We start from the raw sequence: 20,378 nt of genomic DNA on the forward strand, positions 1-20,378 counted from the left end.
GTCCACGACGCGACGTCCGTCTTGACCATGGCGGTCAGGTCCTCGCCGACGCTGCCCAGCTCGGTGGCGACGTTCTTCCACGTCTCCGACTGGGCAGCGATCTCGTCGGCGTTGCCGGTCAGGCCGTTGAGCGCTTCCTTCAGCGGCCCGACGTGCTCCATCAGCCAGCCGACCCCGGCCGCCAGGACCGCGCCGAACGGGTCCATCGCCATCGACAGCGCGTCCAGGGCGGTACCGACCGCGCCCATCGCGACCGACGCCCAGTCGCCGCTCTCGATCGCCGACTTCAGGTCGGCCGCCGACTCCAGCAGCGACACGCCCGAATACGCCTTCGTCGAGTCCTGCGTCGGCGCGACCAACGGATTGCTCACGGGTGACTCTTTCCCTCCACCGACCGGGCGACGACGATTGAAGTTAACAAGTCACCCGCGCGTGATCCACGCGAACCCCCGGTGATGCCACTGCGACCAGCCGATCGTGCCCGGCGCGATCAGCGGCGGCTTTCGACCTTCAGGTCGCCGTGGGTCAGCGTGCGGCCGAGGTCGCCCGCGAGCAGGTCGTGCGGGATGCCCAGGTCGATCGCGCCGGCCTCGTCGAGGCGGGCCAGCTGGGCGGGGGTGAAGGCGACGTCGAGGGCGCCCAGGTTGTCCGCCAATTGGGCGGAGGTGCGGGCGCCGATGATCGGCGCCGTCACCCCTGGCCGCTGCAGGACCCACGCCAGCCCGGCCTGCGCCGGGGTGCGGCCCAGCTCCGCGGCGACGTCCTTCAGGACCTCGGCGATCCCGAGGGTGCGCTCGGTGACCGTGCCGCGGTCGAAGTTGAAGCTCTTGCGGGTGCCGTCGCCGGTGCTCGCGGCGGTCAGGTCGGCGCGGCCGTACTTGCCGGTGAGCACCCCGCCGGCCAGCGGCGAGTACGGCACCACGCCCAGCCCCAGCTCGCGGGCCATCGGGATCAGGTCCCGTTCCCCGGTGCGTTCGACCAGGTTGTACTCGATCTGCAGCGCGACCAGCGGCGACCAGCCGCGCAGGTCGGCGATCGCCTGCAGGCGCGACGCCTGCCAGGCCGGGGCGTTGGAGATCGCGACGTACAGGACCTTGCCCTGGCGGACGAGGTCGTCCAGGCCGCGCAGGATCTCCTCGACCGGCGTCAGGAAGTCCCACACGTGCAGGTAGAGCAGGTCGACGTAGTCCGTGTCGAGCCGGCGCAGGCTGGTTTCGACCGACGCGAACAGGTTCTTCCGGTGGCTGCCCCCGGAGTTCGGGTCGCCGGGCCGGCGCTGGGTCGTGTACTTGGTCGCCAGTACCAGGCTCTCGCGGATGTCCCGGGCGAACTCGCCCAGCATGCGCTCGGAGCTGCCGTCGGTGTAGGTGACGGCGGTGTCGACGAAGTTGCCGCCGCGCTCGACGTAGTGGTCGAACAGCTTGCGCGCGTCGTCCGGCCCGGCACCCCAGCCCCACTCGGTGCCGAACGTCGCCGCGCCCAGTGCCAGCGGCGAGACCCGCAGCCCGGACCGGCCCAGCGGCCGGTAGGTGTCGAGGGTGAGCGGCATCGTGTCCTCCTGAGCTCGTGATCCGTTGCCGGAACCGAGTCTCCGGCCGACGCGGGCCCGGGGTAAGGGAAGGAAGTTCCTGGGAACACCGGTCCCACCCTGGCTGTTGGACCGGACATGATCACTCCCACGGTGGACCGGACGGAGGAGCTGGCCGCGTTCCTCCGGACCCGGCGCGAACGCCTGGACCCGCGGGACTTCGGCCTGCCGTCGCGCCGGCAGGCCCGGCGGACTCCCGGGCTGCGTCGCGAGGAGGTCGCCGAGCTGGCCGGGGTCAGCACCGACTACATCGTGCGGCTGGAGCAGGCCCGCGGGCTGCGGCCCTCGGCGGAGGTGGTGGAGGCGCTGGCCCGGGCCCTGCGCCTGGCCCCCGACGAACGCGCCTACCTGTACGGCCTGGCCCGGCAGCACCCCCGCACCGCTGAGAAGCTCGTCACCACCGCCGCGCCGCCGCTGGCCCGGCTGGTCGCCGACCTGGCCCCGCTGCCGGTCCTGCTGCTGAACCACCGCTACGACATCCTGGCCTGGACCCCCGCGATGGCGAGGCTGCTGGTGGATTTCGACACCGTGGCGCCGTCGCGGCGCAACGCGATGTGGCTGTGCCAGATGCACCCCCGGGTGCGCGAGCTCTACGTCGACCGCGAACGCGTGGTGCGGGAAGGGATCGCCCACCTGCGTGCCGCGTGGGCCGCGCATCCGGACGACCGGGCGCTGACCGACCTCATCGCCGAGTTCATCGCCGGGGACGCGGATTTCGCGCGGCTGTGGGCCGAGCGGGACGTCAAGGGCCACGGCCGCGGGAGCAAGACACTGCGCCACCCCGGCGTCGGCGAGCTCGCGCTGCGGTTCGAAGTGCTCACGCCCCTGCAAGACCCGGACCAGCTGCTGGTGATCTACCGTGCCGCGGACGAGGCGAGCCAGGCGGCGCTGGACCGGTTGTGCGCCCCGGCCGCTACGCCACCTGCTTGACCGGCTCCCGCGCCCCGGTGCGCTCCGCGCCGATCCCGGCCGCGACGACGAACAGCACGCCGGTCGCCGCACCGGCGTCCGGGACCTGGTGGAGCACGACGAGCCCGATCGTCAGGGCGATGGCCGGCTCCAGGCTCATCAGCGTCCCGAACGCCGCGGTGTCCAGCCGCCGCAGCGCGAGCATCTCCAGGCTGAACGGGACGACCGGCAGCAGGATCGCGAGCCCGAGGCCGGCGAGCAGCAGCTCCCAGGTCAGGTGCCCGAACACTCCCGGCCCGGCGGCGAGGGTCGCCACGATCCCCGCCACCGGCATCGACACGGCGAGCCCGCGCACGCCCGCCACCTCGTCGCCGACCCGTTGCGTCAGCAGGATGTAGCCCGCCCAGCACACCGCGGACGCGAGGGCGTAGCCGACGCCGGGCAGGTCGGCGCCACCCCGCCACGGCTCGGTCAGCAACACCACGCCGAGCGCGGCGAGGACGGGCCACAGCTTCTTGCCGCCGCGGCCGCGCGTGACGGCCACGGTGAGCGGGCCGAGGAACTCCAGGGCACTCGCCGTCCCGAGCGGCAGGCGGGCGACGGCCTCCATGAACAGCAGGGTCATCCCGGCCGTGACCACGCCCAGCCCGCAACAGGCCAGGAAAGTCGCCCGCCGGAACGACGACGGCCGTGGCCGGACCAGGACGAGCAGCAGCACCCCGGCCCACGCCAGCCGCAGCCAGGCCGCGCCTTCGGGACCGATGCGGTCGAACAGGCCGACGGAGACGGCGAGGCCGAGCTGGACGCAGAGCATGGCAGCGACCGCGAAGGACGCCCCGGTGCGGGTGGAGGACGGCACGCACCCAGCAAAACCGATCCGGACCGTTCATGTCCACGTGCCGATCATGGATGTACTGTTCAGGAATCATGGACACTCGCCGGCTCCGGTTCCTCCTCGAGCTGTCCCGCCACGGCTCGATGCGCGCGGTGGCGGAGGTGCTCGGCACCACGACGTCGACGGTTTCGCAGCAGATCGCGGTACTGGCGAAGGAAACCGGCGCGCCCCTGCTCGAGCCGGACGGCCGCCGCGTGCGGCTCACCCCCGCGGGACGGCGCCTGGCCGAACACGCCGTGACGATCCTCGCCGCCGTGGAAGCCGCCCGCGCCGACCTCGACCCGGACGCCGAACCGGCCGGGACCGTGCGCGTCGCCGGGTTCGCCACGGCCGTGCGGCGCTCGGTGCTCCCGGCGGCCGCCGCACTCGCCGACCGGCACCCGCGGGTCGAGCTGCGGATCAGCGAGTACGAACCACACGAGGCCTTCGCCGCGCTGCTGGCCGACGACATCGACCTCGCCCTCACCTACGACTACGACCTCGCGCCGGCCGTCACGGACCCCGCGGTCACCGTGCGTCCACTGTGGACGGCACGGTGGGGCCTCGCCGTCCCGGCGGCCGACGCGGCCGGAGCGCGGGGCGGCGACACGGTGGCGGTCTTCGAGGCGTTCCGCGACCACGGCTGGATCGTCAACTCCCGCAACAGCGCCGACGAGGACGTCGTCCGCAGGCTGGCGTCGATGGCGCGGTTCACCCCGCGTGTCACGCACCGCGCGGACAGCCTGGAGCTGGTGGAGGACCTCATCGCGACCGGCCCGGCGCCCGCCGTCGGACTGCTTCCCGCCGGCCGCTCGACGAGACCCGGGGTCGCGCTCCTGCCGCTGGCCGGACCGGACGTGCGGCAACGCGCCTTCGCCTGCACCCGGCGCGGGCGGGAGGCGTGGCCGCCGCTCGCGCTGGTCCTCGGACTGCTCGCGCGCTGAACAACTGCGGCCGGATGGTGGCTGGAAAGCGCTCTCGCATGCTGCGAGCATTTCTTCCAGCCCTTGTGGGGAATCACCTCGGAATGGACCGACTATGCCTGGTCGTCTCGCGGCGGTGTTCGTCAGTTTGTGCGTGGTGTTCCTGACCGCGGCCCCGGCCGGCGCGGACGGCTGGTGGCTGCAGTACTCCGATCGCAGCACGAACCTGTGCATCGACGGGGTGTACAACGCCAGCTACGGCACCTGGTCGCTCCAGGAGGCCGCCTGCAAGTCGCCGGTCGGCAGCCAGGCCGCCAACCAGGTGTTCCAGACCGCGCCGCTCGCCGACGGAAACGTGTGGATCAGGTCGGGCGTGCCGGGCACCATGTGCATCGCCGTCGCCTCGGGCTCGACGAGCGACGGCGCACCGGTGTTCCTGACCAACTGCCCGGAACCGGGCCCCGATTATTGGGCGCAGGAGTGGCAGGTGCCGACCGTTTCGGTGAACCCGAACGGTTCGGCGAACGTCATGTTCCGGAACGCGACCAGCCAGAAGTGCATCACCGGCACCGGCAGCGGAGTCCAGCTGTACCAGCAGACCTGCGACAGCGCCAACCCGCACCAGGTGTGGCGCCAGCACCTGAAGGAGTCCGGCTGCACCCGATGCGTCGCGGTGCTTCCGTCAGCTTCGATCCCGAGGCCGTAACGCGGACGGCTCCGCCCGGCGCACAGCGGCGACGTGCTCGGCGAGGGTGAACGTCTCGCTGAGCGTGGCTCCCGCGTCGAGCCGGTCGATGACGGCGTTCTCGGTCTGCTTGATCGCGAGTGCTCCGTCGAGGAGGTCGTCGATCCGGTCGGGCGCCACCACGATGAGGCCTTCGCCGTCGGCCAGGACCAGGTCGCCGGGGTTCACCGTGACCCCGCCGCAGGTCACCGGCACCTGCAGCTCGCCGAGCTTCGACGAGGTGCCGGAGAGCGGGGTGACGAAGCGGCTGTACACGGGGAGTTCGCAGCTGCTGACGTAGGCCATGTCCCGGTAACCGGCGTCCACGACGAGTCCGCCGAGCGACCGGACCAACGCTCCGCGCGCGAACAGTTCGCCGCCGAGGGCGATTTCGCGCGCGCCGCCGTCGACCACGATCACGTCGCCCGGGGCCGCCGATTCGATCGCTTGGAGCACGCCGAGGAAGTCGTCGCGGCAGCGGACCGTGAACGCGGGCCCGAAGATCCGCTTCCGGGCGGATCGCGGGCGGATCGCGTTGTGCGCCACCCTGGTCGTCTTGTCGACATCGCAGAGGGCGGTCGTGTCCACCGCGAGGAACTTCTGGGCGAGCTCGTCGTTCACCGGCATTTCGTGAGGTTAGCGCGGCTACACCGCGAGATCCGCACGCAGCGGATCCCCCCGCATCGCGCGCCACACCGCGGCCGGCGTCAACGGCATGTCCGCGTGGCGGACGCCGTACGGCGCCAGCGCGTCCACCACCGCGTTGACCACCGCCGCCGGTGAGCCGACCGTCGCCGACTCGCCGACGCCCTTCGCGCCGATCGGGTGGTGCGGCGACGGCGTCACCGTCTCGCCCAGCTCCCACGACGGGCATTCGAGCGCCGTCGGCAGCAGGTAGTCCATGAACGAGCCGCCCAGGTGGTTGCCGTCCTCGTCGAACGCGACCAGCTCCATCAGCGCCATCCCGATGCCGTCGGCGAGGCCGCGGTGGACCTGGCCCGCCACGATCGCCGGGTTGATGCGCACTCCGCAGTCGTCGACCGCGATGAACCGGCGCACCTGGACCTGGCCCGTGCCCGCGTCGACGTCGACCACGCAAACGTAAGCACCGAAAGGGAAAGTCAGGTTCGGCGGGCTGTACACCGTGGTGGCGTCCAGGTGCCCTTCCACTCCCTCGGGCAGCGCCAGATCCGAGTGCGCCGCCAGCGCGATCTCCCGGATCGTGTGGCCGCGGTCGGGCACCCCGCGGACGAACCAGCGCCCGCGTTCCCACTCCAGGTCGCCGGGGTCGACCTCCAGCATCGCGGACGCGACCTGCCGCGCGCGCTCGCGGACCTTGCGGGCCACCGTCACCGCGGCCGCGCCGGACACCGGGGTCGAGCGGGAGCCGTACGTGCCCAGCCCGAACGGCGTCCGGTCGGTGTCACCCTGGACGATCTCGACCTCGTCTTCGGGGATCCCCAGCTCGTGCGAAACCAGCTGGGCGAACGTCGTCTCGTGCCCCTGGCCCTGCGACATGCAGGACAGTCGCAGCACGGCCGAGCCGGTGGGGTGGACGCGCAGCTCGGCGCCGTCGGCCATGCCGAAGCCGAGGATGTCCATGTGCTCGCGCGGTCCCGCCCCGACCGCCTCGGTGAAGAAGCTGATCCCGATGCCCATCAGCTCGCCCCGCGCCCGCCGCTCAGCTTGTTCGCGACGCAGCTCGGCGTACCCGGCCATCTCGAGCGCCAGCGACAGCGCCCGCGGGTAGTCGCCGGAGTCGTAGCTCCACCCGGTCGCGCAGGTGTACGGGAACTGCTCGGGTCGCAGCAGGTTCCGTTCCCGCAGCGAAGCCGGGTCGACGTCCAGTTCGCGCGCGAGCACGTCCATCATCCGCTCGACGACGTAGACCGCTTCGGTGATCCGGAACGAGCACGCGTACGCGACACCGCCGGGAGCCTTGTTGGTGTAGACGCCGGTGACCGAGCAGTGCGCCGCCGGCAGGTCGTAGGAGCCGGTGAAGACGTGGAAGAACCCGGCGGGGAACTTCGCCGGCTGGGCGGTGCCGTTGAACGCGCCGTGGTCGGCGAGCACCCGCACCCGCAGGCCCAGCAGCTTGCCGTCGCGGGTGGCCGCGATCTCGCCGTGCATGTGGTAGTCGCGGGCGAACGACGTGCTCATCAGGTTTTCCGACCGGTCTTCGACCCACTTCACCGGCTTCCCGGTGACCATCGCGGCCACCGCCGCGCACAGGTAGCCCGGGTACACGACGACCTTGTTGCCGAAACCGCCGCCGATGTCCGGGGCCACGACCCGGATCCGGTGCTCGGGCAGGCCGGTGACCCGCGAGTACATCAGCCGGTGCGCGTGCGGGGCCTGCGCGGTCGACCACACGGTGAGCTTCCCGCTGATCACGTCGACCTCGGCGACCGCGCCGCAGGTCTCCAGCGGCGCCGGGTGCACCCGCGGGTAGAGCATGTCCTGCCCGACGACGACGTCCGCGCGCGCGAACGCGGCTTCGGTCGCCTCGGCGTCGCCTGCGTCCCAGTCGAACACGCGGTTGTCGGTGTGGCCCAGGTCGTCGCGGATGACCGCGGTGCCCGGATCGAGCGCGGTCCGCGCATCGACCACGGCCGGCAACGGCTCGTACTCCACTTCGATGAGCTCCAGCGCATCCCGCGCGGCGTAACGGTCTTCCGCGACGACGAAGGCGACTTCCTGCCCCTGGAAACGGACCTTGTCCGTGGCGAGCACGGCTTGGACGTCGTGGGAGAGCGTCGGCATCCACGCCATCTCGCGCTCGGCGAGCATCGCGCCCGTCAGCACCAGCCGCACCTTCGGGTGCGCCTCGGCCGCGCTGGCGTCGACCGAGACGATCCGCGCGTGCGCGTGCGGGCTGCGCAGGACGGCGCCGTGCAGCATGCCGGGCCGGTCGAGGTCGTCGACGAAGGTGCCGCGGCCGCGGACGAACCGGGCGTCCTCCTTGCGCTGCCGGGGGCCGAACCCGCCGGACCCGCCGGTCGTCACTCGCCCGCCGGGTGCTCGGCCGCCCAGCGGATGGACCGGACGATGTTCTCGTAGCCGGTGCACCGGCACAACTGCCCCGAAATGGCTTCGCGGATGACGTCTTCGGCCGGGTCCGGGTCGTGGTCGAGCACCCAGCGCGCGGTCATCAGCATCCCTGGCGTGCAGAATCCGCACTGAATGCCGTGGCAGACCACGAATCCCTGCTGCACCGGGTCGAGCGCGGCGCCGTCGGCGAGGTCCTCGACCGTGCGGACCCGCTTGCCGTCGGCCATCGCGGCGAGCACGGTGCACGACTTGACCGGCACGTCGTCGAGCCACACGACGCAGGCGCCGCAGTTCGACGTGTCGCACCCCCAGTGCGTGCCGGTCAGCCCCAGGTCGTCGCGCAGGAAGTGGACCAGCAGCAGCCGGGGCTCCACCGACCGGCGGTGCCGTTCGTCGTTGACGGTCACGGTGATGTCCACGTCACGCCTCCGCGCGGGTCTTGGCGAGCGCGAGCGCGCGTGTGGTGAGGATGGCGACCAGGTGGCGCTTGTAGTCCACCGGGCCGCGCTGGTCGGGCGCGGGCCGGCAGTGCTCGGCGGCGATGGCGCCCGCCTCGGCGAACCGCTCGGCGGTGGCCGCCCCGCCGCGGAGGAAGTCCTCCGCCTCGGCGGCGACGAACTGGCGTGCCCCGACCGCGGTGAGCCCGATCCCGGCTTCGGTGATCGTGTCGCCGTCCAGGGCGAGCGCGGCGGCGGCCGCGGCGACCGCCCAGTCGCCGGCGCGCCGGCCGACCTTCGCGTAGGCGCTGCCCGTGGCGGGCCGGACCGGGACCCGGATCTCGGTCAGCAGCTCCGCCGGGCCCACCGCGGTTTCGTAGGGGCCGTGGAAGAACTCCCGCACCGGCACCGAGCGTTCGCCGTCCAGGCTCCGGATCACCGCTTCGGCCCGGACGGCGGCGAAGGCGGCGGAGAGGTCCTCTGACGGGTCGGCCTGGCACAGCGAGCCGCCGACCGTGCCGCGGTTGCGCACGATCGGGTCCGCGATGACGCGCTCGGCGTCGTGCAGCACCGGGAACAGCGTCCCGGCTTCGGCGCAGGAGAGCAGGTCGGCGTGCCGGGCGAGCGCCCCGATCCGCAGCGTCGACGGCGTCGCGCCGATCCCGCCCAGCTCGGTCAGCTCGTTGATGTCGACGAGCACCTCCGGCTGGGCCAGCCGCAGCTTCATCATCGGGATCAGGCTGTGCCCGCCGGCGATGACCCGGCTGACCGGTCCGTACTTCTCCAGCAGCGTGAGGGCGTGGTCGACGCTGGTGGCGCGCTCGTACTCGAACTGGGCGGGCACCTGCATAGCCGCCGATCGTTCTCCGCGCGGACCGGCACCGCAACCGCCTTAAGCAAAGGGTTAATCGCGCGTTGCCGCACCACCGATGCGGGTGAAAGATCGATTTCCACCTGGACCGACAGCGGAAGCGGGGCGCGAGATGCGGATCGAGTCCGACGGGCACAGCCGGGACAACCCCCGCCTGTACGAGCTCGTCGAGGACGCCCCCACCGGCGGCGGCAGCCCCACGGTGCACGCGTGGCCCGAGCTCCTCGGCTTCCTCAAGGTCGCCTCCCGCCCGGTCGCCGGGCCGTGGCCCCCGCACCAGCGGCCCCGGCCCGATCCCACGGACGAGACGCTGCCCGTGGCCGTGCCCGACCCCGAAGACTGAGGGGAGCACTGTGTACCCGACCCGGTTCCGCTACGAGGCGCCCCGCTCGCTGGACGAGGCGATCGGCCTCCTGCACGAGGGCGGCGAGGACGCGAAGGTGCTGGCCGGCGGGCAGAGCCTCGTGCCGCTGCTGAAGCTGCGGTTCGCGTCGCCGACGCTGCTGGTGGACCTGAACACCGTGCCCGGCCTCGACCACCACGACGTCGACGAGCAGGGGAACCTGCACGTCGGCGCGCTGTGCCGGCACGGCGACCTCGAGCGTTCGGCCCTGCTGAAGAGCACCCAGCCGGTGATGGCGGCCGTCGCGCGGCTCGTCGCCGACCCGCTCGTGCGCAACCGCGGCACGCTCGTCGGCTCGCTGTGCCACGCCGACCCGCAGGGCGACTGGGCGTCGGTGGTGCTCGCGCTCGGCGGCTCGGTGGTGGCGGCCGGACCCGGCGGGCGGCGGAGCATCCCGGTGCGGGACTTCGTGCACGGCCCGTTCCAGAACGCACTGGCCCACGACGAGGTCGCGGTCGAGGCGGTGGTTCCCGCGCCACGCGGGATCCCGGCGGGCGGCTACCTGAAGCTCGAACGGCGTGTGGGCGACTTCGCGACCGTCGGTGTCGCCGTCGCGATCGAACGCGACGGGGACACGGTCACCCGCGCCGGGATCGCGCTGACCGGCGTCGGCGCCGCGACGATCGAAGCCGCCGACGCCGCGCAGGCGCTCGTCGGCGGACCGCTGACCGGCGACGTGATCGAGCACGCGGCCGGCCTGGCCGCACAGGCCGCGCGGCCCCAGGGCGACCACCGCGGCTCGGCGGAGTTCAAGCGGCACATGGTGCGCGTCTTCGTGCGGCGCATCCTCGAGCAGACCGGGGAAAGGGCGGCGTGAGATGACGAGCGTGCGGGTCATCGAGGAAGGTCCGGACCAAGGGGACGTCCCGACGCGGCGGATCACCGTCACGGTGAACGGGCGGCGCAGCGTCGTCGAGTGCGAGCCCCGGCTCCTGCTCGCGCACCTGCTGCGCCAGGGGCTGCGGCTCACCGGTACCCACCTGGGCTGCGACACCACCAACTGCGGCGCCTGCACGGTGCTCGTCGACGACCGGCCGGTCAAGTCCTGCACCATGCTCGCCGTCCAGGCCGACGGGCGCGCGGTGACGACCGTCGAAGGCCTCGCCTCGCCGAGCGGGCTGCACCCGCTGCAGGAGGGGTTCAAGGAGGAACACGGGCTGCAGTGCGGGTTCTGCACCTCCGGGATGCTGATGGCCGCGAAGGCGCTGCTCGCGGAGAACCCCGACCCGACCGAGGACGAGGTGCGCTGGGCGCTGTCGGGCAACCTCTGCCGCTGCACCGGCTACCAGAACATCGTGAAGTCGGTGTTGTGGGCCGCGGCGAAGCTGCGGTCCGACGAGCCGGAACCGGAGGCGTGACGTGTCCCAGGCGTTGGACGAGAACAAGATCGGCGGGCTCGGGGCCAGCCGCCGCCGGGTGGAGGACAACCGGTTCCTGCGCGGCAAGGGCACCTACACCGACGACATCGTGCTGCCCGGCATGCTGCACATGGAGATCCTGCGCAGCCCGCTGGCCCACGCGCGGATCAAGTCGATCGACACCAGCCGCGCCTGGGAGATCCCGGGCGTGCGCCTGGTGCTGACCGGCGAGATGGCCGCGACCCGCAACCTGGCCTGGATGCCGACCCTGTCCTACGACACCCAGGCCGTGCTGGCCACGGACAAGGTGCGCTTCCAGGGGCAGGAGGTCGCCTGCGTGGTGGCCGACGACCCGTACATCGCCAAGGACGCGTGCGACGCGATCGACGTCGAGTACGAGCCGTTGCCGCCGGTCGTCAACCCCGAGCAGGCGATGGCCGAAGACGCGCCGGTGATCCGCGACGACAAGGCGGGGCAGCGGGACAACGTCATCTACGACTGGGAGGTCGGCGACCGCGAGGGCACCGATCGTGCGTTCGCCCAGGCTGACCGGATTTCGAAGCTGCGCCTGCACTACCCGCGTTCGCACCCGTCGCCGATCGAGTGCTGCGGCTCGGTGGCCGACTTCGACCGGGCGACGTCGAAGCTCACGGTCTACCTGACGTCCCAGGCGCCGCACATCGTGCGGGCCGCCGTCGCGATGATCGCCGAACTGCCCGAGCACCTGATCCGGATCATCTCCCCGGACGTCGGCGGCGGCTTCGGCAACAAGGTGCCTGTCTACCCGGGGTACGTCTGCTCGATCCTCTGCTCGATCCTGCTGGAACGGCCGGTGAAGTGGATCGAGGACAAGACCGGCAACCTGATCTCGACCGGGTTCGCCCGCGACATGTACCTCGACAGCGAGATGGCGCTGACCGACGACGGCCGCATCCTCGGCGTGCGGATGCGCGCGGTGGCCGACCACGGCGCGTTCTTCGCCGACGCCCAGCCGAGCAAGTTCAAGATCGGCCTGCTGCACTCGGCGTTCGCCTGCTACAACGTGCCGCACGCGTACTTGGCCGCCCGCGGCACCTACACGAACAAGGCGCCCGGCGGCGTCGCCTACCGGTGCTCGTTCCGGGTCACCGAGGCGATGTTCTTCCAGGAACGCATGGTGCACCAGGCCGCCCAGGACCTGGGGATCGACCAGGCCGAGTTCCGCCGGCGCAACTTCGTGCGCGACGACCAGTTCCCGCACCGCACGCCCTACGGCTTCCTCGTGGACTCCGGCCAGTACGAGAAGTGCCTCGACGTCGGCCTGAAGGCGGTCGGCTACCAGGACTTCCTGCGGCAAAAAGAAGAAGCCCGCGCCCGCGGCCGCCGGCTGGGCATCGGCATCTCGACGATGACCGAGCCGCTCGGCGCGGGCAACAGCCGCGAATACGACATCCTCGGCATCAAGATGTTCGACTCCGCCGAGCTGCGGGTGCACCTCACCGGCAAGGCCCTGCTGCGGATCGGCGCGCAGAGCCAGGGGCAGGGCCACGAGACGACGTTCGCCCAGATCGTCGCGCACGAGCTGGGCATCCCGGCCGACGACATCGTGGTCGAGCACGGCGACACCGACACCGCGCCGTTCGGCATGGGCACCTACGCCTCCCGCAGCACGCCCGTCGCCGGCGCAGCGACCGCGATGGTGGCGCGCAAGATCCGGGCCAAGGCCCGGAAGCTGGCCGCGCACCTGCTCGAAGTGTCCGAAGAGGACGTCGAGTGGGAGCTGGGCCGGTTCTACGTCCGCAGCGCGCCCGACCGCGGCGTGACGATCCAGGAGTGCGCGATGGCCGCGTACGGGAACATGCCCGACGGCATGGAACCCGGCCTGGAGAACACCGCCTACTACGACCCGCCCAACCTGACCTGGCCGTTCGCGGTCTACATCGTCACCGTCGAGGTGGACCCGCAGACCGGCGTGTGGGACGTGCTGAACCTGGTCGCCGTCGACGACTGCGGCGTCCGGATCAACCCGATGATCGTCGAAGGCCAGATCATGGGCGGGCTCACCGAGGCCTACGCGATGGCGAACATGCAGTTCATCACCTACGACGCCGAGGGCAACTGCATCGGCTCGAACTACATGGACTACCTTCTGCCGACAGCCTGGGAGACCCCGGGGTTCGAGCTGCACAGCGAGGTCGTCACGCCGTCGCCGCACCACCCGATCGGCGCCAAGGGCGTGGGGGAGTGCGCGGCCGTGGGCGGCCCGGCGGCCTTCGTCAACGCGGTGATGGACGCGCTCGGCGACACCGGCGTGCGCAACATCGACATGCCGGTGCTGCCCGACCGCGTCTGGGAAGCGCTGCGGGACCGCCACGACGTGGGTGGCATGCCGCCACTCCGTACATCGGACTGAGCGGACGTCGGACTGAAGGGATCGGAATGCACGACTGGAGCATGCTCGACCGGGCCCGGGCGCTTTCCGAGCGGGGCGAGACGTTCGCCTGGGCCACCGTGGTCTGGCGCCAGGGCCCGTCCTCGGGCAAGGAAGGCTGCCGGGCGATCGTCACCGCCGACGGCGTGCTCGACGGCTGGATCGGCGGCGCGTGCGCCGAACCGGCCGTGGTCAGCGAGGCGGTGCGGGCGATCGCCGACGGTGAACCGCGGCTGCTGCTGCTCGGGACGTCCGGCCGGTTCGGCGAGGCGGTGCCGGAAGGCATGACGGTCGTGCCGATCGCCTGCCAGAGCGAAGGAGCGCTGGAAATCTACGTCGAGCCGGTCGAGCCGGCGCCGCACCTGCTGGTCGTCGGCCGGTCGCCGATGGCGCGCACGCTCGTCGGCCTGGCCACCGCGCTCGGCTGGTGCGCCGAGCTGATCGGCCGCACCGAGTTCGACGAAATCGGCCCGCGCAGCATGGTCGTCGTGGCCACTCAAGGACATTTCGACGAAGATGCCGTCGAAGGCGCGTTGCGCGCCGGGCCGGCATACGTCGGGCTGGTGGGGTCACGCCGGCGCGGCGAGGCCGTGCTGGGCTACCTGGCCGACCGCGGGGTGCCGCGGGCCGACCTGGACCGGGTGCGCGTCCCGGCCGGGCTCGACCTCGGCCCGGTGCCGCACCGGGAGATCGCCGTCGCCATCCTGGCCGAGCTGGTCGCCTTCCGCGCGTCGCGGGAACCGGCTGCACCGCCGCCGGTTCCCGCGCGGCCGGCCGAGGCCGTGGTCGATCCGGTGTGCGGCATGACCGTCGAGCGGATCGGCGAGCCGGTCGAGCACGACGGGACCGCCTACTTCTTCTGCTGCCCCGGGTGCCGCGACGCGTTCCGCCGGGACCCCGAGGCGTACGCGAGGAAGGACGTCCGATGCTGATCCGCAACCGGTTCGAGGTCGCCCAGCCGGTCGAGAAGGTCTGGCGGTTCTTCGACGACGTCCCGCGCGTCGCCGTCTGCCTGCCCGGCGCGGAGCTGACCGAGGACCTCGGCGACGAGCGCTACCGCGGCGGGGTCGCCGTCCGGATGGGCCCGGTTTCGCTGCGGTTCAAGGGCACCGCGGAGATCGTCGAACGCGACGACGCGGCCCACCGGATCGTCGTCAACGCCGAAGGCGCCGAGGAGAAGGGCCGCGGGACGGCGGGCATGACGCTCACCGCGACGCTCGTGCCCGCCGGCCAGGGCACCCGCGTCGACGTCGACCAGGACCTGCAGATCTCCGGCGCCGCCGCGCAGTACGGCCGCGGCATGATCGCCGACGTCTCGTCGGTGCTGATGCGCGACTTCGCGGTGAACCTGCAGGACGGCATCGACCGCGTCGAACGCGGCGAGGAGCTCGTCGCCGGGGCCGCGCCCGCCCGCGGGTTCCGGATCGGCGTGCAGGCCGCGCTGCTGGCGCTGCGGCGGGTGTTCCGCCGGTTCTTCCTGCCCTACCAGAGCAACCCGGCCTGAGGAGGACGTCGTGGTCCTGTGGTGGATCGGCAACGCCGTGCTGCTGTTCGTCGTGCTGCCGGTGGTGATCGCCCTGCTGAACCGGGTGCTCGCCGCGGTGGAACGCATCCGCGGCGCGGCCGACGACATCCTGGCCGGCGGTGGTCGCCTGGCCGGGCAGCTCGAACCGGTGCCGGCCGCGCTGGCGCGGACCGCGACGACCATCGGAGAAGTGTCCGCGGGCGCCGCCCGGTACGCCGGCAGCGTCGCGAAACTGCTCGGCTGAAAGGAGAACCGGTCATGCCCGCAGCCGCCTGGACGACCCTGGCCATCGCCGCCCTGATCATCCTGTTCGCCGCCGTCGGCCTCTTCCGCGTCATCCTGCACCTGGCACACGTGCGGAAAACGCTGGGTGGGGTGCTGGGCGGGGTCCGGCTGGTGGCCGAACGCACCGCGCCGGTGCCCGGCGCGCTGGACAGCGTCAACGCGGACCTGAAACCGGTGCGCGACTTCTGCGAGACGGTGTGAGGAGGCGGCCATGACGACGGGCTGGATCGTCGGGTACGTGATCGGGGCGGTGGTCGTGCTGGCCGTCGTCGCGCTCGTGGTGCCGATCCTGGTGCTGGCGCGGTCGATCGGCCGCGCGGCACCGCTGATCGACGACGAGCTCGCGGCGGCGGTGCGGCACACGGCCGCGTTGGGTGGGCTGCGCACGACCATCGGCCACGCGGAGGCCATCACGGCCGGGCTGCGCCGCGGCCGGGAACGACTGGGGGGCTGACGTGTCTTCTTCGGACGAGACGTTGTGGTGGATCGCGATCGTGGCCGGGTTCGTGGTGGTGCTCGCCGTCGTCGCGCTGCTGAGCCTGCTGATCCGGTACGTGCGGGTGATCGACCAGCGCGTCGCCGGAATCCGCGGCACCCTGCGCGCGGCGGCGGCGAACACCCGGGACACGGCGCTCATCCCGGAGACCGCCGGCCGCGTGGACGGGGTGCTCGCCGAAGGGCTGCGGCACCACCTGTTCCTCGGCCGGGTGCTCGGAAAGGTGAAGTCATGATGGTCGTGCTGACGGTCGTCGACATCGTGCTGCTGACCGCCGCGCTCGCGGGTTACCTGTACTGGGTGGGCTCGCTGCTCGGCCGGATCGCGGCGAACCTCGAGGACTGCGCGGAGAAGGTGCGCGAGATCAACTCCCACGCGGAGCTGATCGGGCCCGGCGTCGAGCACATCAACCGGACCGGGGGCGTGGTCGCGGGCGCGTTGCCGCTGCTGTACGGGATGGCGGAGGACATCGTCATCGGAGCGACGTACCAGCCGCCGGTGGGGGAGCGGGAGCCCGCGCGGCCGGCGTCGGGCACCCGGCGCTCGCGGCTGCACGAGATGGTGGGGTTCGTCCCGCGCTAGGTGCTGTGGCCGATCCAGTGTCCGGGCCAGTCGTGCTCGAACCGCTCGGCGTTGCACCCGGGGCGGTAGACGGCCAGCAGCTCCCGCACGATCTGCTCCCGGTGCGCCCGTCCCGCGCCGGGAGCCTCGTACGTGCAGATGTGCACCTTCCAGCGGGAGCCGGCGCGCTTGACCCAGCAGGCGGCCCGGGCGTGCTGGAACGGGAACCGCTCCCGCGACAGGTCGTCGCTGTGCCCGACGTACGTCACGGCGTAGCGCTCGGGGCGCTCGTCCGGGTCGGGCTTGTAGAGCACGGCGTACACCGCCGCCGTCGCCGGCGGGGTCCAGCCGCCGAGCAGGCGCGGCCCTTCGAACGGGTAGCCCGCCGCCGAACCCAGCTGGATCATTCGTCCTCGCCCAGCGCTTCCGCGCGCACCACCGGGTACACCGGGAGCCCGGCGGTCGCCACGGCCCGGCCGAACTCCCGGGTCGCCAGCTCGATGGCGGCGGCCCGGTCGGGCGCCTCGACCAGCAGCTGCGCGCCGTAGCGCGGGGTGCCGATCCCGCTCGCGATGCCGCCGCTCGGGGCGACCGCGTCGGCCAGTTCGACGATCTCCTCCCGCGTCAGCACCCGGTCCCCGGCCGCTTCGATCGCCACGCTCCACCGCATCCGCGTCCTCCTATCCCAGCCGTGGCAGCAGCGCCGCCAGCTCTTCCAGACTGCGCAGGTCGTGCCCCGGCACGACCAGGTCGACGTGCGGGGCGGCGACGACCATCCCCACCGCGCCCGCGAGCCGGTGCGGGTTCGTCCACACCAGCCGGTGACACAGCCGTGCCAGCCGCTCGAGGGCGTTCGCCAGCACCTCCGGGTCGCCGCGGTCGAGGCCGTCGGAGCAGATCACCACCACCGCGCCGCGGCAGAGCCCGCGCCGGCCCCAGCGCCGGACGAACTCGGCCAGCGAGTCGCCGATCCGTGTGCCGCCTTCCCAGTCGACGACCGTGCGGGCGGCTTTCGCGAGCGCGAAGTCGGCGTCCCGCTCGCCCAGCTCGTCGGTGATCCGGGTGAGCCGCGTGCCGAAGCAGAAGACCTCGACCCGCGCCGCGGCGCGACGTGCGGAGTAGGCGAACTGCAGGAGGTGCCGCGAGTAGTCGGCCATCGAGCCCGACACGTCCAGCACCAGCACGAGCGGGCGCGGCTTGACGCGGCGGCGGCGTCTCCGCAGCTCGTCGATCTCGCCGTAGCGGCGCAGCGTCCCGCGCACGGTGCTGCGCAGGTCGGGGATCGGGCCGTTGCGCGCGGGCCGGGTGCGGCGGGTGCGCCGGCGCGGCGGGGTGAGCCGCAGCCGGGCGATCATCCGCCGGATGGCGGCCAGCTCTTCGGGGGTGCACGCGCCGAAAGCCTTGTCCCGGACCGCTTCGACGCCGGAGGCGGTGAGCCCGAGCACCGCCTCCGCCTCCCGCTCGGGTCCGTCGCCCTCGGTTTCGGGCAGGGCGAGCACGGCGTCGGCGGCGGCTTCCGCGGTGAGCGTCAGGTCGTCGGGCGGTGGTCCGTCGCCGAGGAAGTACCGCCGGAACACCTCGTCGTAGCGGGGAATGTCCTCGTGGCGCCCCAAGAGCGTGACCCGGCCACCCCAGTACACATCGGACAGATCGGCCGGGTCGAGCACGGCCGCCGCCCGGCAGAAGGTCAGCACGTCACCTGGCCCGGTGGCGACTCCGGCGGACCGCAGCGCGCGGGCGAAGCCGACGAACAGGGGCACGAACGCTTCAGCCACCGGAGGTGATCTCCGCCAGGTTCGCGCGGACGACGTCGAGGTCGTCGCGGTCCTTGACCACCGCGCCGAGCGTGTCGGCGTCCAGCTCGTCGAAACCGAGGAACCGCAGCATCCGCGCCCAGTCGATCGTCTCCGCGACCCCCGGCGGCTTCGCCAGGTCGAGCTCGCGCAGCCGGTGCACGGCCGCGACCACCTTGCGGGCCAGCACCTCGGGCAGCTCGGGTTCGCGGGCCAGCACGATCTCGACCTCGCGCTCGGCGGAGGGGTAGTCCAGCCAGTGGTAGAGGCAGCGGCGCTTGAGCGCGTCGTGCAGCTCCCGGGTGCGGTTCGAGGTCAGCACGACCAGCGGCGGGCTCGGCGCGCGGATCGTGCCGATCTCGGGAATGGTCACCTGGAAGTCGGCCAGCAGCTCCAGGAGGAACGCTTCGAACTCGTCGTCCGCGCGGTCGATCTCGTCGATCAGCAGCACGGCTTGCGCGCCGCGCCGGACGGCGGTGAGCAGCGGCCGTTCCACCAGGAACTCGGGACCGAACAGGTCGGCCACCGCGCGCTCGCCCGCGTCCGGGGCGGACAGGGCCCGGATGTGCAGCAGCTGGCGCGCGTAGTCCCACTCGTAGAGCGCTTGCGCGGTGTCGATGCCCTCGTAGCACTGGAGCCGGACGAGGTCGCGGCCGAAGACCTCCGCGACCGTCTTGGCCAGCTCGGTCTTCCCGACGCCGACCTCGCCCTCCAGCAGGATCGGCCGGTGCAGCCGGGTGGCCACGAGCAGGGCCGTGGCCAGGCCGCGGTCGGCGAGGTAGCCGGCGGTGCGCAGCTGCCCGGTCAGGCCGGCGACGGTGTCCGGGTACTCCCGCGTCACGGTTGCGGGTCGCGACCGAGAACGAGGTCGCGGACCGTGGTCGCGCCCGCGTCGAGCTTGCCCTCGGCGGCCAGCTGGTCCCGCCAGCTCGAGGTGAGCCCGTCGAACCCGACGGCCTGCATGTTCTTGCAGGCCCGCTGCGGCCCGCACGCTTCTTCGACGTCTTCGGTGCTCCGCCCGCCGGCGTCCCAGATCTCGCGCAGCACCCGGAGGGTCTCGTCGGAATCGGCCATCAGCCGAGGGTAGAAGCGAGGTGCGGCCGTGATGGCGGTCGATTAATGCTTCTCTTAAGTTGTAGTGTCCCGTGATCGCCTCGACGGAGAACCTGGGACTATGACACTGGGCCAGCTCAACGCGTTCGTCCTCGTGGCGCGGCTCGGCTCGGTCACGGACGCGGCGAAGGCCCTGGGCGTGAGCGAGCCCGCGGTGTCCCAGGCACTGGCCGCCCTGCGCCAGCACCACGGCGACAAGCTCCTGACCAAGCGCGCGGGCGGGATGACGCTCACCGCGGGCGGCAGCCGGCTGCTGCCGATCGCCTCGCAGATGGTGGCGCTGGGCGCCGAAGCGGACGCGGCGGTGCGGCAGGCCAACGGCGTGGCGGCGCGGTTGCAGCTGGCGGTGACGAGCGAGATCGCCGAGTTCGTGGCGAACCCGTTGCTGGAGGCGTTCACCCGCCGCTCGGGCAACTCGATCGACGCGTCGGCGGGGCTGGCCCGCACGACGGAGCTGGCGGTCCTGGTCGCCAACCGCCTCGCCGACGTGGCGCTGGGCCCCGAGCTGACCGGCGACGCGGCGAAAGGTCTCGACTGCGTCCCGGTCTTCCGGGGTTCGCTGGTGGTGGTGGGCTCGCCGAACAGCCGGCACCAGGGCAGTCCAGCGCACTGGCGCTGGCTGCTCGACCCGGCCGGCGCCGACCCGGGCAGCGACACGCTCCGCCTGCTGCGCCGGCTGGGCGTCCCGGACGAAGGCATCCAGATCTTCCCCAACCAGACGGCGGCGTGGTCGGCCGCGGCCAGCGGGGCGGGGGTGTCGGTGGCGCTGGAGCACCTGGTGGCGCCCCAGCTGCGCCGCCACGAGCTGGCGGTGGTCCCGGCCCGCGGCACGCCGATGTCGTTGTGCTGGCACGTGACAACGTTGCCCACGGACCGCCGCTCGGGGGCGGCCAACTCCCTGCGGCATTTCTTGGGTACGCCGGCGGCGATGCAGGTGATGCGGGCGCCGGGGAGCGGGGTGCCGCCTTCGCGGTTCCGGCCACCGGTTTACGTGACGATCTGGAGCTGACCCCCGGTCCGCGCTGGGTCGGGCCTGCGCTGTGGCGTCATGAAAGAC

27 protein-coding genes are annotated in these 20,378 nt (G+C 72.5%); 15 read left to right on the plus strand and 12 right to left on the minus strand.

The window, feature by feature from the left end:
* Both AB0C38_RS06555 and AB0C38_RS06560 read right to left on the minus strand, forming a co-directional pair.
* A partial coding sequence (locus AB0C38_RS06555; RefSeq protein WP_360667574.1) for a hypothetical protein occupies positions 1-371 on the minus strand: 371 nt, incomplete at its 3' end.
* Positions 372-490: 119 nt separating this feature from the next.
* Entirely contained in the window at positions 491-1,549 is a 1,059-nt protein-coding gene (locus tag AB0C38_RS06560; protein WP_360667577.1) for an aldo/keto reductase, read from the minus strand.
* 117 nt (positions 1,550-1,666) lie between these two features.
* Here AB0C38_RS06560 and AB0C38_RS06565 point away from each other — a divergent pair, with 117 nt between their 5' ends.
* Positions 1,667-2,518 carry a helix-turn-helix transcriptional regulator gene (locus AB0C38_RS06565; RefSeq protein ID WP_360667579.1) on the plus strand — a complete coding sequence of 284 codons (852 nt, stop codon included), beginning with the start codon at positions 1,667-1,669 and terminating at the stop codon, positions 2,516-2,518.
* Here the strand turns inward: AB0C38_RS06565 and AB0C38_RS06570 are convergent.
* Positions 2,502-3,356 (minus strand): EamA family transporter, encoded by an 855-nt coding sequence (locus AB0C38_RS06570; protein ID WP_360667582.1) that lies wholly within the window; start codon positions 3,354-3,356, stop codon positions 2,502-2,504. The genes AB0C38_RS06565 and AB0C38_RS06570 overlap by 17 nt on opposite strands.
* A 68-nt stretch (positions 3,357-3,424) precedes the next feature.
* Here AB0C38_RS06570 and AB0C38_RS06575 point away from each other — a divergent pair, with 68 nt between their 5' ends.
* A complete protein-coding gene (locus tag AB0C38_RS06575; protein ID WP_360667585.1) occupies positions 3,425-4,315 on the plus strand; it encodes a LysR family transcriptional regulator in 891 nt (296 codons plus the stop codon).
* Between the two features lie 94 nt (positions 4,316-4,409).
* Positions 4,410-5,000 carry a ricin-type beta-trefoil lectin domain protein gene (locus tag AB0C38_RS06580; RefSeq protein WP_360667587.1) on the plus strand — a complete coding sequence of 197 codons (591 nt, stop codon included), beginning with the start codon at positions 4,410-4,412 and terminating at the stop codon, positions 4,998-5,000.
* Here the strand turns inward: AB0C38_RS06580 and AB0C38_RS06585 are convergent.
* Genes AB0C38_RS06585 through AB0C38_RS06600 form a run of 4 tightly spaced genes read right to left on the minus strand, consistent with a single transcriptional unit; the run spans position 4,977 to position 9,356 of the window.
* The gene (locus AB0C38_RS06585) at positions 4,977-5,645 is read right to left on the minus strand and encodes an RraA family protein (protein WP_360667590.1); all 669 of its coding nucleotides are present in this window, start codon (positions 5,643-5,645) and stop codon (positions 4,977-4,979) included. The genes AB0C38_RS06580 and AB0C38_RS06585 overlap by 24 nt on opposite strands.
* Positions 5,646-5,663: 18 nt before the next feature.
* Complete coding sequence (locus AB0C38_RS06590) at positions 5,664-8,024, minus strand: aerobic carbon-monoxide dehydrogenase large subunit (protein ID WP_360667593.1); 2,361 nt, start codon at positions 8,022-8,024, stop codon at positions 5,664-5,666.
* Positions 8,021-8,488, minus strand: coding sequence for a (2Fe-2S)-binding protein (locus AB0C38_RS06595; RefSeq protein ID WP_360667596.1), 468 nt, complete (start codon positions 8,486-8,488; stop codon positions 8,021-8,023). Before AB0C38_RS06595 ends, AB0C38_RS06590 begins: the two co-directional genes overlap by 4 nt.
* A 1-nt stretch (position 8,489) precedes the next feature.
* On the minus strand, positions 8,490-9,356 hold the full coding sequence (locus tag AB0C38_RS06600) for a xanthine dehydrogenase family protein subunit M (protein ID WP_360667599.1): 867 nt from the start codon (positions 9,354-9,356) through the stop codon (positions 8,490-8,492).
* A gap of 133 nt (positions 9,357-9,489) precedes the next feature.
* Between AB0C38_RS06600 and AB0C38_RS06605 the strand changes: the two genes are divergently transcribed.
* Genes AB0C38_RS06605 through AB0C38_RS06655 form a run of 11 tightly spaced genes read left to right on the plus strand, consistent with a single transcriptional unit; the run spans position 9,490 to position 16,436 of the window.
* On the plus strand, positions 9,490-9,720 hold the full coding sequence (locus AB0C38_RS06605; protein ID WP_360667602.1) for a hypothetical protein: 231 nt from the start codon (positions 9,490-9,492) through the stop codon (positions 9,718-9,720).
* Between the two features lie 10 nt (positions 9,721-9,730).
* Positions 9,731-10,597 (plus strand): xanthine dehydrogenase family protein subunit M, encoded by an 867-nt coding sequence (locus tag AB0C38_RS06610; RefSeq protein ID WP_360667605.1) that lies wholly within the window; start codon positions 9,731-9,733, stop codon positions 10,595-10,597.
* Between the two features lies 1 nt (position 10,598).
* Positions 10,599-11,138 (plus strand): (2Fe-2S)-binding protein, encoded by a 540-nt coding sequence (locus AB0C38_RS06615; RefSeq protein ID WP_360667606.1) that lies wholly within the window; start codon positions 10,599-10,601, stop codon positions 11,136-11,138.
* Position 11,139: 1 nt separating this feature from the next.
* On the plus strand, positions 11,140-13,530 hold the full coding sequence (locus AB0C38_RS06620; protein ID WP_360667609.1) for an aerobic carbon-monoxide dehydrogenase large subunit: 2,391 nt from the start codon (positions 11,140-11,142) through the stop codon (positions 13,528-13,530).
* Positions 13,531-13,556: 26 nt separating this feature from the next.
* On the plus strand, positions 13,557-14,480 hold the full coding sequence (locus tag AB0C38_RS06625) for an XdhC family protein (RefSeq protein ID WP_360667613.1): 924 nt from the start codon (positions 13,557-13,559) through the stop codon (positions 14,478-14,480).
* A complete protein-coding gene (locus AB0C38_RS06630) occupies positions 14,474-15,052 on the plus strand; it encodes an SRPBCC family protein (RefSeq protein WP_360667616.1) in 579 nt (192 codons plus the stop codon). Before AB0C38_RS06625 ends, AB0C38_RS06630 begins: the two co-directional genes overlap by 7 nt.
* A gap of 10 nt (positions 15,053-15,062) precedes the next feature.
* Positions 15,063-15,317, plus strand: a complete 255-nt coding sequence (locus AB0C38_RS06635; protein ID WP_360667619.1) for a hypothetical protein — start codon at positions 15,063-15,065, stop codon at positions 15,315-15,317.
* Positions 15,318-15,331: 14 nt separating this feature from the next.
* Complete coding sequence (locus AB0C38_RS06640) at positions 15,332-15,559, plus strand: hypothetical protein (RefSeq protein ID WP_360667622.1); 228 nt, start codon at positions 15,332-15,334, stop codon at positions 15,557-15,559.
* 10 nt (positions 15,560-15,569) lie between these two features.
* The gene (locus tag AB0C38_RS06645) at positions 15,570-15,812 is read left to right on the plus strand and encodes a hypothetical protein (protein ID WP_360667625.1); all 243 of its coding nucleotides are present in this window, start codon (positions 15,570-15,572) and stop codon (positions 15,810-15,812) included.
* Position 15,813: 1 nt separating this feature from the next.
* Complete coding sequence (locus AB0C38_RS06650; protein WP_360667628.1) at positions 15,814-16,089, plus strand: hypothetical protein; 276 nt, start codon at positions 15,814-15,816, stop codon at positions 16,087-16,089.
* Positions 16,086-16,436, plus strand: coding sequence for a hypothetical protein (locus AB0C38_RS06655; RefSeq protein WP_360667631.1), 351 nt, complete (start codon positions 16,086-16,088; stop codon positions 16,434-16,436). Before AB0C38_RS06650 ends, AB0C38_RS06655 begins: the two co-directional genes overlap by 4 nt.
* Here AB0C38_RS06655 and AB0C38_RS06660 read toward each other — a convergent pair.
* Genes AB0C38_RS06660 through AB0C38_RS06680 form a run of 5 tightly spaced genes read right to left on the minus strand, consistent with a single transcriptional unit; the run spans position 16,433 to position 19,282 of the window.
* A complete protein-coding gene (locus AB0C38_RS06660; RefSeq protein WP_360667634.1) occupies positions 16,433-16,822 on the minus strand; it encodes a hypothetical protein in 390 nt (129 codons plus the stop codon). The two genes, AB0C38_RS06655 and AB0C38_RS06660, sit on opposite strands and share 4 nt — an antisense overlap.
* A complete protein-coding gene (locus AB0C38_RS06665) occupies positions 16,819-17,085 on the minus strand; it encodes a hypothetical protein (RefSeq protein ID WP_360667637.1) in 267 nt (88 codons plus the stop codon). Before AB0C38_RS06665 ends, AB0C38_RS06660 begins: the two co-directional genes overlap by 4 nt.
* A 10-nt stretch (positions 17,086-17,095) precedes the next feature.
* On the minus strand, positions 17,096-18,190 hold the full coding sequence (locus AB0C38_RS06670; protein WP_360667639.1) for a VWA domain-containing protein: 1,095 nt from the start codon (positions 18,188-18,190) through the stop codon (positions 17,096-17,098).
* Positions 18,183-19,049 (minus strand): MoxR family ATPase, encoded by an 867-nt coding sequence (locus AB0C38_RS06675; RefSeq protein WP_360667642.1) that lies wholly within the window; start codon positions 19,047-19,049, stop codon positions 18,183-18,185. The genes AB0C38_RS06670 and AB0C38_RS06675 overlap by 8 nt, the downstream gene beginning before the upstream one ends.
* Entirely contained in the window at positions 19,046-19,282 is a 237-nt protein-coding gene (locus AB0C38_RS06680) for a hypothetical protein (RefSeq protein WP_360667645.1), read from the minus strand. The genes AB0C38_RS06675 and AB0C38_RS06680 overlap by 4 nt, the downstream gene beginning before the upstream one ends.
* A gap of 100 nt (positions 19,283-19,382) precedes the next feature.
* Here AB0C38_RS06680 and AB0C38_RS06685 point away from each other — a divergent pair, with 100 nt between their 5' ends.
* The gene (locus AB0C38_RS06685) at positions 19,383-20,330 is read left to right on the plus strand and encodes a LysR family transcriptional regulator (RefSeq protein WP_360667648.1); all 948 of its coding nucleotides are present in this window, start codon (positions 19,383-19,385) and stop codon (positions 20,328-20,330) included.
* The last annotated feature ends 48 nt before the right edge of the window (positions 20,331-20,378 follow it).

It is taken from the genome of Amycolatopsis sp. NPDC048633 (genome assembly GCF_040650695.1).
Lineage (GTDB): Bacteria > Actinomycetota > Actinomycetes > Mycobacteriales > Pseudonocardiaceae > Amycolatopsis.

Bases quoted from the DNA above. Each gene is read 5' to 3' on its own strand.
- AB0C38_RS06560 (WP_360667577.1), bottom strand. From the start codon at position 1,549: ATGCCGCTCACCCTCGACACCTACCGGCCGCTGGGCCGGTCCGGGCTG.
- AB0C38_RS06565 (WP_360667579.1), top strand. From the start codon at position 1,667: ATGATCACTCCCACGGTGGACCGGACGGAGGAGCTGGCCGCGTTCCTC.
- AB0C38_RS06575 (WP_360667585.1), top strand. From the start codon at position 3,425: ATGGACACTCGCCGGCTCCGGTTCCTCCTCGAGCTGTCCCGCCACGGC.
- AB0C38_RS06580 (WP_360667587.1), top strand. From the start codon at position 4,410: ATGCCTGGTCGTCTCGCGGCGGTGTTCGTCAGTTTGTGCGTGGTGTTC.
- AB0C38_RS06585 (WP_360667590.1), bottom strand. From the start codon at position 5,645: ATGCCGGTGAACGACGAGCTCGCCCAGAAGTTCCTCGCGGTGGACACG.
- AB0C38_RS06600 (WP_360667599.1), bottom strand. From the start codon at position 9,356: ATGCAGGTGCCCGCCCAGTTCGAGTACGAGCGCGCCACCAGCGTCGAC.
- AB0C38_RS06605 (WP_360667602.1), top strand. From the start codon at position 9,490: ATGCGGATCGAGTCCGACGGGCACAGCCGGGACAACCCCCGCCTGTAC.
- AB0C38_RS06615 (WP_360667606.1), top strand. From the start codon at position 10,599: ATGACGAGCGTGCGGGTCATCGAGGAAGGTCCGGACCAAGGGGACGTC.
- AB0C38_RS06625 (WP_360667613.1), top strand. From the start codon at position 13,557: ATGCACGACTGGAGCATGCTCGACCGGGCCCGGGCGCTTTCCGAGCGG.
- AB0C38_RS06630 (WP_360667616.1), top strand. From the start codon at position 14,474: ATGCTGATCCGCAACCGGTTCGAGGTCGCCCAGCCGGTCGAGAAGGTC.
- AB0C38_RS06640 (WP_360667622.1), top strand. From the start codon at position 15,332: ATGCCCGCAGCCGCCTGGACGACCCTGGCCATCGCCGCCCTGATCATC.
- AB0C38_RS06645 (WP_360667625.1), top strand. From the start codon at position 15,570: ATGACGACGGGCTGGATCGTCGGGTACGTGATCGGGGCGGTGGTCGTG.
- AB0C38_RS06655 (WP_360667631.1), top strand. From the start codon at position 16,086: ATGATGGTCGTGCTGACGGTCGTCGACATCGTGCTGCTGACCGCCGCG.
- AB0C38_RS06660 (WP_360667634.1), bottom strand. From the start codon at position 16,822: ATGATCCAGCTGGGTTCGGCGGCGGGCTACCCGTTCGAAGGGCCGCGC.
- AB0C38_RS06665 (WP_360667637.1), bottom strand. From the start codon at position 17,085: ATGCGGTGGAGCGTGGCGATCGAAGCGGCCGGGGACCGGGTGCTGACG.
- AB0C38_RS06680 (WP_360667645.1), bottom strand. From the start codon at position 19,282: ATGGCCGATTCCGACGAGACCCTCCGGGTGCTGCGCGAGATCTGGGAC.
- AB0C38_RS06685 (WP_360667648.1), top strand. From the start codon at position 19,383: ATGACACTGGGCCAGCTCAACGCGTTCGTCCTCGTGGCGCGGCTCGGC.